8 protein-coding genes are annotated in these 9,587 nt (G+C 70.3%); all 8 read right to left on the bottom strand.

All coding sequences use genetic code 11. The features are described 5' to 3' along the window. Positions 1-153: 153 nt before the first annotated feature. The 8 genes from ABZY13_RS17820 to ABZY13_RS17785 all read right to left on the bottom strand — a co-directional run bounded on the left by ABZY13_RS17820 (position 154) and on the right by ABZY13_RS17785 (position 9,586). Positions 154-2,085: a TIGR03960 family B12-binding radical SAM protein gene (locus ABZY13_RS17820; RefSeq protein ID WP_356631653.1), complete on the bottom strand. Its 1,932-nt coding sequence runs from the start codon at positions 2,083-2,085 to the stop codon at positions 154-156. Positions 2,086-2,194: 109 nt separating this feature from the next. After that, positions 2,195-3,394 (bottom strand): rod shape-determining protein RodA, encoded by a 1,200-nt coding sequence (rodA, locus tag ABZY13_RS17815; protein WP_356631651.1) that lies wholly within the window; start codon positions 3,392-3,394, stop codon positions 2,195-2,197. After that, positions 3,391-5,634, bottom strand: a complete 2,244-nt coding sequence (gene mrdA, locus ABZY13_RS17810; RefSeq protein WP_356631649.1) for a penicillin-binding protein 2 — start codon at positions 5,632-5,634, stop codon at positions 3,391-3,393. Before mrdA ends, rodA begins: the two co-directional genes overlap by 4 nt. A gap of 74 nt (positions 5,635-5,708) precedes the next feature. Beyond that, a complete protein-coding gene (gene mreD, locus ABZY13_RS17805) occupies positions 5,709-6,386 on the bottom strand; it encodes a rod shape-determining protein MreD (RefSeq protein ID WP_356631647.1) in 678 nt (225 codons plus the stop codon). A gap of 13 nt (positions 6,387-6,399) precedes the next feature. Beyond that, on the bottom strand, positions 6,400-7,371 hold the full coding sequence (gene mreC, locus ABZY13_RS17800) for a rod shape-determining protein MreC (RefSeq protein WP_356631645.1): 972 nt from the start codon (positions 7,369-7,371) through the stop codon (positions 6,400-6,402). Positions 7,372-7,513: 142 nt separating this feature from the next. After that, the gene (locus tag ABZY13_RS17795) at positions 7,514-8,533 is read right to left on the bottom strand and encodes a rod shape-determining protein (protein WP_019325389.1); all 1,020 of its coding nucleotides are present in this window, start codon (positions 8,531-8,533) and stop codon (positions 7,514-7,516) included. A gap of 221 nt (positions 8,534-8,754) precedes the next feature. Further along, complete coding sequence (gene ndk, locus ABZY13_RS17790) at positions 8,755-9,165, bottom strand: nucleoside-diphosphate kinase (protein WP_356631643.1); 411 nt, start codon at positions 9,163-9,165, stop codon at positions 8,755-8,757. Positions 9,166-9,229: 64 nt separating this feature from the next. Beyond that, on the bottom strand, positions 9,230-9,586 hold the full coding sequence (locus ABZY13_RS17785; RefSeq protein ID WP_356631641.1) for a DUF4233 domain-containing protein: 357 nt from the start codon (positions 9,584-9,586) through the stop codon (positions 9,230-9,232). Position 9,587: the final 1 nt, after the last annotated feature.

The following is a 9,587-nucleotide window of genomic DNA, read 5'->3' as shown; positions in this document are numbered from 1 at the left end:
GGGCCCCCGCCCGGCGGCGCCGGGCGGGGCCGCCCCTGCCGCCCCGCCCCCCCGCCCGCCCCCCCCCCGCCGCGGCCAATGGGGGCCCGCCCAACGGGGCGCGGCCCCCGCCGCCCCCCCCCCCGCCGCCTCTCCTCGCTCACACCCCTCGGCTCACGCGGAGTTCTTGACCGTCAGCGGCAGCAGCTTCTTGCCCGTCGGGCCGACCTGGATGTGGGTGTCCATCGCGGGGCACACGCCGCAGTCGAAGCACGGCGTCCAGCGGCAGTCCTCGACCTCCGTCTCGTCGAGGGCGTCCTGCCAGTCCTCCCACAGCCAGTCCTTGTCGAGGCCGGAGTCGAGGTGGTCCCAGGGCAGGACCTCCTCGTAGCCGCGCTCGCGGGTGGTGTACCAGTCGACGTCGACGCCGTACGGGGCCAGCGCCTTGGCCGCGCAGTTCATCCAGCGGTCGTAGGAGAAGTGCTCGCGCCAGCCGTCGAAGCGGCCGCCGTCCTCGTAGACGGCCCGGATGACCGCGCCGATGCGGCGGTCGCCGCGGGACAGGAGGCCCTCGACGATGCCGGGCTTGCCGTCGTGGTACCGGAAGCCGATGGAGCGGCCGTACTTCTTGTCGCCGCGGATCTTGTCGCGGAGCTTCTCCAGGCGCGCGTCGGTCTCCTCGGCGGACAGCTGCGGCGCCCACTGGAAGGGCGTGTGCGGCTTGGGCACGAAGCCGCCGATGGAGACGGTGCAGCGGATGTCGTTGGAGCCGGAGACCTCGCGGCCCTTCTGGATGACGCGGGTCGCCATGTCGGCGATCTGCAGGACGTCCTCGTCCGTCTCGGTGGGCAGGCCGCACATGAAGTACAGCTTCACCTGCCGCCAGCCGTTGCCGTACGCGGTGGCGACCGTGCGGATCAGGTCCTCCTCGGAGACCATCTTGTTGATGACCTTCCGCATCCGCTCGGAGCCGCCCTCGGGCGCGAAGGTGAGGCCGGAGCGGCGGCCGTTGCGGGTCAGCTCGTTGGCGAGGTCGACGTTGAAGGCGTCCACGCGGGTCGACGGCAGGGACAGGCCGATCTTGTCGTCCTCGTACCGGTCGGCGAGGCCCTTGGCGATGTCGCCGATCTCGCTGTGGTCGGCGGAGGACAGCGAGAGCAGGCCGACCTCCTCGAAGCCGGTCGCCTTCAGGCCCTTCTCGACCATCTCGCCGATGCCGGTGATGGACCGCTCGCGCACCGGGCGGGTGATCATGCCGGCCTGGCAGAAGCGGCAGCCGCGCGTGCAGCCGCGGAAGATCTCCACCGACATGCGCTCGTGGACGGTCTCGGCGAGCGGGACCAGCGGCTGCTTGGGGTACGGCCACTCGTCCAGGTCCATGACGGTGTGCTTGGACACGCGCCACGGCACGCCGGAGCGGTTGGGCACCACGCGGGCGATGCGGCCGTCGGGCAGGTACTCGACGTCGTAGAAGCCGGGGATGTAGACCCCGCCCGTCTTCGCGAGCCGGAGCAGGACCTCCTCGCGTCCGCCGGGGCGGCCCTCGGCCTTCCACTCGCGGATGATGCGGGTCATGTCGAGGACGGCCTGCTCGCCGTCGCCGATGACCGCGGCGTCGATGAAGTCGGCGATCGGCTCGGGGTTGAAAGCGGCGTGGCCGCCCGCGAGGACGATCGGGTCGTCGATCGTGCGGTCCTTGGACTCCAGCGGGATGCCCGCGAGGTCCAGGGCCGTGAGCATGTTGGTGTAGCCCAGCTCGGTGGAGAAGCTGAGGCCGAAGACGTCGAACGCCTTGACCGGGCGGTGGCCGTCCACGGTGAACTGCGGGACGCCGTGCTCGCGCATCAGCTGTTCGAGGTCCGGCCAGACGCTGTAGGTGCGCTCGGCGAGGACGCCGTCCTGTTCGTTGAGCACCTCGTAGAGGATCATGACGCCCTGGTTGGGCAGACCGACCTCGTAGGCGTCGGGGTACATCAGCGCCCAGCGGACGTCACAGGACTCCCACGGCTTGACCGTGGAGTTGAGCTCGCCTCCGACGTACTGGATCGGCTTCTGCACGTGCGGGAGCAAGGCTTCGAGCTGCGGGAAGACCGACTCGACAGACATCGCGGGGTACCTTCGTGAGCTGGCTGGGGTGACTGGGGTGACCATCAAGCCTAACCCGCCCGGCGGCACGCTCGGACCGCCGCGTGCCCCGCGCCCCCGGCGGCCCCCGTCACGCGGACAGGGGCCGCTGCATCCGGATCGACTGGAGCAGCCCGACCGCCACCCACACCGAGAACATCGACGATCCGCCGTACGACACGAAGGGCAGCGGCAGGCCGGTGACCGGCATGATGCCGAGGGTCATGCCGATGTTCTCGAACGACTGGAAGGCGAACCAGGCGACGATGCCGGCCGCGACGATCGTGCCGTACAGCTCGGTCGTCTCCAGGGCGATCCGGCAGGCCCGCCACAGCACCACGCCGAGCAGCAGGATGATCAGCCCGCCGCCGACGAAGCCGAGTTCCTCGCCGGCGACGGTGAAGACGAAGTCGGTCTGCTGCTCGGGGACGAACTGGCCGGTGGTCTGGGAGCCCTGGAAGAGGCCGGAGCCGGTGAGCCCGCCGGAGCCGATGGCGATGCGGGCCTGGTTGGTGTTGTAGCCGACGCCGGCCGGGTCGAGTTCGGGGTTGGCGAACGCGGCGAACCGGTTGATCTGGTAGTCGTCCAGGATGTGCAGCTGCCACACGGCGATCGCGCCGAGGGCGCCGGCGCCGATCAGGCCGAAGACCCAGCGGTTGGAGGCGCCGGAGGCGAGCAGCACGCCGAGGACGATGACGACCATCACCATGACCGACCCGAGGTCGGGCATCAGCATCACGATCAGCATCGGCACGGTGGCCAGGCCGAGGGCCTGGAGCACGGTGCGGTGGTCGGGGTACTGGCGGTCGCCCGCGTCCACCCGCGCGGCCAGCAGCATGGCCATGCCGAGGATGATGGTGACCTTCACGAACTCCGACGGCTGCAGCGAGAAGCCGCCGCCGATGACGATCCAGGAGTGGGCGCCGTTGACGGTGCTGCCGAGCGGGGTGAGCACGAGCAGCACCAGGAAGACCGAGGCGCCGTAGAGCAGCGGCACGGCCGTGCGCAGCATCCGGTGGCCGAACCAGACGGTGCTGATCATCAGGGCGAACCCGATGCCGGTGTTGAGCAGGTGCCGGACCAGGAAGTAGTAGGGGTCGCCCTGGTTGATGTCGGTGCGGTTGCGGGTGGCGGAGTAGACCAGGACGGAACCGATCAGGGACAGGGCCAGCGCCGCGAGCAGTATCGGCCAGTCCAGCCGGCGGGCGGGCGAGTCGCGGGCGAGCAGCCGCGTCCAGCCGGAGCGCTCGGGTCCGTATCCGGAGACCTGGAAGGTGTTCGCGCCGGTCATGTGAGCGTCCTCCGGCTTCCCCTGCGGCGCCTGCGCGTGTCGCGGTTCTCGGGGCTGGGCGTGCGCACCGTCGCCGGCGCCTGGGCCTGTTCGACGGCGCCCTCGGGCGGCTGCTGGCCGGCCCGCTGTTCCTTCGCGGGGTCCTTGGAGATCTTGGGCGCACTGATGGAGCCGTCGGCGTGGACCTTGGGGAGGTTCTTCTGCGGGGTGGGCAGCAGGGCGTTCTTCTCGTTGATGGTGCCGTCGTCGGAGACGCCGTAGAGGGCGTCGTAGATGTTGCGGACGGCGGGGCCGGAGGCGCCGGAGCCGGTGCCGCCCTGGGAGATGGTCATGACGACGGCGTAGTCGTCGGTGTAGGTGGCGAACCAGGACGTGGTCTGCTTGCCGTAGACCTCGGCGGTGCCGGTCTTGGCGTGCATGGGGATCTCGTCCTGCGGCCAGCCGCCGAAGCGCCAGGCGGCGGTGCCGCGGGTGGCGACGCCTTCGAGGGCGTCGTCCATCTGGGCGAGGGTCCGCTTGCTGACCGGGAGCCTGCCGTGGGCCTCGGGCTCGATCTCCTCGACCCGCTTGCCGTCGGCGCTGATGACGGCCTTGCCGACGGTGGGGTTGTAGAGGGTGCCGCCGTTGGAGATGGCCGCGTAGATGGTGGCCATCTGGATCGGCGTCACGAGGGTGTCGCCCTGGCCGATGGAGTAGTTAATCTCGTCACCGGCGCGCATCTTGTTGCCTTCGAGGCAGTTCTCGTAGGCGATCTTCTCGACGTAGTCGCCGTCCTTCTTGCCGGTCTTGCACCAGGCGTCCTTGTTGGCCTGCCAGTACGACTGCTTCCACTCGCGGTCGGGCACGCGGCCGGCGACCTCGTTGGGCAGGTCGATGCCGGTCTCCTTGCCGAGGCCGAACTGGTGGGCGGCCTTGTAGAACCAGTCGTTGGGCTTCTTCTTGGGGTTGATGCCGCCGTCCTTCTGCCACTCGCTGTGCGCGAGGCGGTAGTAGACGGTGTCGCAGGAGACCTCCAGGGCGCGGCCGAGGTCGATGGCGCCGTGGTTCTGCGACTCGAAGTTCTTGAAGACCTGCCCGCCGACCGAGTAGGAGCTGGAGCACTCGTAGCGGCCGTCGAAGTCGTAGCCCGCCTGCACCGCGGCGGCCGTGGAGACCACCTTGAAGATGGAGCCGGGGGCGGCCTGACCCTGTATGGCCCGGTTGAGCAGGGGGTAGTTGGAGGACTTGCCGGTGAGCCGCCGGTAGTCCTTGGCGGAGATGCCGCCGACCCAGGCGTTGGGGTCGTACGTGGGGTTGGACGCCATGGCGACGACGCGGCCGGTCCGCGCCTCCATCACGACGACGGCGCCCGAGTCGGCCTTGTAGCGCTGGTTGGTGTTGCGGTCCCAGCCCTTGCGGGCGTCCTTCATCGCCTCGTTCAGCTCGTACTCGGCGACCCGTTGCACACGTGCGTCGATGCTGGTGACCAGGTTGGACCCGGCCTGCGCCGGATCGGACTCGGCCTGTCCGATGACCCGCCCGAGGTTGTCGACCTCGTAGCGGGTGACGCCGGCCTTGCCGCGCAGCGCCTTGTCGTACTGGCGTTCAAGGCCGCTGCGGCCGACCTGGTCGGAGCGCAGGTACGGGGACTCGGTGTCCTGCGCCTGCTTGATCTCCTCGTCGGTGACCGGGGAGAGGTAGCCGAGGACCTGGGCGGTGTTGGCGGCGCCGGGGCTCGGGTAGCGGCGCACGGCCTGCGGTTCGGCGGTGATGCCGGGGAAGTCCTCGGCGCGCTCGCGGATCTGCAGGGCCTGGCGCGGGGTGGCCTCGTCGGTGATGGGGATGGGCTGGTAGGGCGAGCCGTTCCAGCAGGGCTGCGGCGTCTTGGCGTCGCACAGCCGGACCTTCTCCATGACCTCCGTGGGGGCCATGCCGAGCACGCCGGCGAGCTTGGTGAGGACGGCCTTGCCGTCGTCGTCCATCTTCATCAGCTCGGTGCGGGAGGCGGAGACGACGAGCCGGGTCTCGTTGTCGGCCAGCGGCACGCCGCGGGCGTCGAGGATCGAGCCGCGCACCGCGGGCTGCACGACCTGCTGGACGTGGTTGCCGGAGGCCTCCTTGGCGTACTCGGAGCCCTGCCTGATCTGCAGGTACCAGAGCCGGCCGCCGAGGGTGGCCAGCAGGGAGAGGACGAGAACCTGGATGACGACGAGCCGGGTCTGGACGCGTGGGGTCCGTCCGGTCTCGGGGATGTTGGTCACTGCTGCCCCCTCTCAGTGCGTGGAGATGTCGTGTGCGGCGAACCCGTGCGCGCCGGTCGCCGGCTGCCGTGCCGTCACAGCCGCTTGACCCCCTTGATGCGGCCGGCCCGTGCGACCCGGGCCCTGGCCGCCCTCGCCTTCAGCCCGGACAGGCCGCCGCGCTGGCCTCCGATGCGCAGTCCGGTGCCGGAGGAGAGCCAGCCGGAGGCGATGTCGGTCGCCTGGGCGGCGGAGGTGGCCTCCAGCGGGTCGTTCTCGGCGCGCCGGGCGAGGGCCATGATGCCGGGGACGACGAAGGGCGCGAGGAGCAGGTCGTACAAGGCGGCGGTGAACAGCAGTCCGGGCAGGCCCACATGGCGGGCCGCGGTGTCGCCGACGAGGGCGCCGACGCCCGCGTAGAGCAGGGTGCTGGTGACGGCGGCGGCGACCACCACGGCCATCGGGCCGGTCGCCGACTTCAGCCGACCGTTCTCCGGTCTGACCAGGCCGGCGAGGTAGCCGACGACGCACAGCACCAGGGCGTAGCGTCCGGCGGCGTGGTCGGCGGGCGGGGCGAGATCGGCGAGCAGTCCGGCGCCGAAGCCGATGAGGGCGCCGCCGACGTGGCCGTAGACCAGGGCGAAGGCCAGCACGGTGAGCAGCAGCAGGTCGGGCACGGCGCCGGGGAGGTGGAGCCGGGCCAGGACGCTGACCTGGACGACCAGGGCGACCACGACCAGCGCGGAGGAGAGCAGGATCCGGTTCAGGCGCATCGGTACGGCTCCCCTACTGGTTCTGCTCTTGCTGGAGTCGCTGTTCGGGCTGCGCCCCGCCGTCGCCGGGCGGCTCGGCGCCCGGGGTGACGGTCACGGTCACGGTGGGGCGCGGGGTGGGCTTGGGCTTGGCGGGCAGCACGGTGTCGCGCGGGTCCTTCTTCGGGGCCTGGACGACGACGCCGACGATGTCGAGCTTGGTGAAGCCGACGTACGGCGTGACGTAGAGGGTGCGGGTGAGGTCGCCGCCGGAGGGGTCGACGCGGGAGACGACGCCGACGGGGACGCCGGGCACGAAGGGCTTGTCGGCCTGCGAGCCGAAGGTGACCAGGCGGTCGCCCTTCTTGATGCGGGCCTTGCCGTTGAGGAGTTCGACGCGCAGCGGGCGGTCGCCCTGGCCGGAGGCGAAGCCGAGTTCGTCGCTGCCCTCCATCCGGGTGCCGACGGTGAAGTCCGGGTCGGTGGCGAGCAGCACGGTGGCGGTGTTCGGGCCGACGGTGGTGACGCGGCCGACGAGTCCGTCGCCGTTGAGGACGGTCATGTCCCGCTCGACGCCGTCGTTGGCGCCGATGTCGATGGTGATCGTCCAGGAGAAGCCCTGCGCGGCTCCTATGGCGATGACCTGGGCGCCCTTGATGCCGTACTGGCCGGCTCCCGCGGTCTTGAGCATCCGGTCGAGCTGGGCGAGCCGGCTGCGGTTGCGGTCGTCGCTGCCGAGCTTCGCCTTCAGGGCCGCGTTCTGCCGTTCGAGTTCGGCGAGCCGGTCGTGGCGTTCACCCGAGTCGCGGATGGCGGCGACGGCGTTGCCGACCGGGTCGACCGCGGAGGCCACGCCGTTCTCGATCGGGCCGAAGACGGTGGCCGCGGCCCGGCGGGCGCCGTCGACCGGTGAGTCCTCCCCGCCCCGGATGTCCACCGTGATCAGCGCGAACGCGATGGCGACCAGCAGCACCAGAAGCAGCCGGCTCTCTCGTGTGTCCCTCACGTGCGGCGGCCGTGCCCTTCCTCATCGGAACTCATGCTTTTGGGGGAGCTCGTGTCTGTGCGTCAGAGAGCTTGTAGGGCTGTGCCGACGATCCGCCGTACGAGCGCGGGAGCGTCCCGTACGGCGGAGTCGGCGGCGCGGGTCATCTGCGCGGCTGGGCGTCGAGCACCTGCTGGAGCGCCTCGAACTCCTCGACGCACTTGCCGGAGCCGAGCGCCACGCTGTCCAGCGGGTCCTCGGCGATGTGGATCGGCATGCCGGTCTCGCGGCGCAGCCGTTCGTCCAGGCCGCGCAGCAGGGCGCCGCCGCCGGTGAGGACGATGCCGCGGTCCATGATGTCGCCGGACAGTTCCGGCGGGCACTTGTCGAGGGTCGTCTTGACCGCGTCGACGATCGCGTTCACGGGCTCCTCGATCGCCTTGCGCACCTCGGCGGCCGAGATGACGACGGTCTTGGGCAGCCCGGAGACGAGGTCGCGGCCGCGGATCTCGGTGTGCTCGTCGGCGTCGAGGTCGTACGCCGAACCGATCGTGATCTTGATCTGTTCGGCCGTGCGTTCGCCCAGCAGGAGCGAGTACTCCTTCTTGACGTGCTGGATGATCGCGTTGTCCAGTTCGTCGCCCGCGACACGGATGGACTGCGCGGTGACGATGCCGCCGAGGGAGATGACCGCGACCTCCGTCGTGCCGCCGCCGATGTCCACCACCATGTTGCCCGTGGCCTCGTGGACCGGCAGGCCGGAGCCGATGGCGGCGGCCATCGGCTCCTCGATGATGTGCACCTGGCGGGCGCCGGCCTGGGACGACGCCTCGATGACGGCACGGCGCTCGACGCCGGTGATGCCCGAGGGCACACAGACGACGACCCGCGGACGGGCGAGATAGCGCCGCTTGTGGATCTTCAGAATGAAGTAGCGCAGCATCCGCTCGGTGATCTCGAAGTCGGCGATGACGCCGTCCTTCAGCGGACGCACCGCGACGATGTTGCCGGGCGTGCGCCCGATCATCTTCTTCGCTTCGGCGCCGACCGCGAGAATGCCACCGGTGTTCGTGTTGATCGCGACGACGGACGGCTCGTTGAGTACGATCCCGCGACCCCTGACGTACACCAGCGTGTTGGCGGTCCCGAGGTCGACAGCCATGTCACGGCCGATGAACGACATTGAGTTCCCCATCAGGATTCGTCTGGCCTTCCCACAGAGCTTTTGAGGGCTTTTCAGGTCGGCGAGGTGGGTGCTGTGACGTGAAGGCTTCCATCGTAAACGCGCCTGCACGGACACTGCGTGAGGGTCTTCGCCATTGTCAGCAGATCATGTGCGGGTTCGCTTGTGGAGAGGGGCGTTCGGGGCCATGCGTTCCCCCGATCGTCATCCGCGCGCCGGAATCACCGACCGGGGAAGAAAATCTTCACCTCGCGTTCGGCGGACTCCTCCGAGTCCGAGGCGTGGATCAGGTTCTCGCGGACGATGACGCCGTAGTCGCCGCGGATGGAGCCGGGCGCGGCGGCGATCGGGTCGGTCGGGCCGGCCAGCTGCCGCACGCCCTCGACGACCCGCTCGCCCTCGACGATCATCGCCACGACCGGGCCGGACGACATGAACGCCACCAGCGGCTCGTAGAACGGCTTGCCCCGGTGCTCGCCGTAGTGCTGCTCCAGCGTGTCCTGGTCCAGGGTGCGCAGCTCCAGCGCGGTGATCTGCCAGCCGGCCTTGCGCTCGATACGGCTGATGATCTCGCCGGTCAGGCCACGACGGACGGCGTCGGGCTTGAGGAGGACGAGGGTGCGCTGGGTCACGACGGGCTCCTTAGAGATCAAGGTGTGCGGGGTTCGAAGGCTACAGGGCCGCTCCCCGCCGCTGTCACGCAGCGTCAGGCTGAGAGGCCTCCGCCTGGGCGGCGAACCTCGCCTTCGCCTCGTCCACCTTCCGCCCGTAGTGCACCGACGCCCACCACAGCCCGGCGAACGCCACGCCGAGGAAGAACATCATCGGGACCACGAACCCGGAGGCGATCAGCCCGGCCTGGAGCACCCAGCCCAGGGCGATCCCGCCGGGCCGGGTGACCAGGCCGCACAGCAGCACGCACAGCAGCATCGCCACGCCGCTGACGGTCCACACGGTCGTCATCGACAGGTCCGGTTGCTTCATGGCGACGAGCGCCGCGAAGCCGATGACGAAGAACTCGCCGATCAGGGTGGAAGCACAGAGCGTACGCACG

The sequence above is a fragment of the Streptomyces sp. NPDC006610 genome, assembly GCF_040611575.1.
GTDB lineage: Bacteria > Actinomycetota > Actinomycetes > Streptomycetales > Streptomycetaceae > Streptomyces.
The sequence above is the reverse complement of the archived record's forward strand: the minus strand, read 5'-3'. Positions and strand labels throughout refer to the sequence as shown.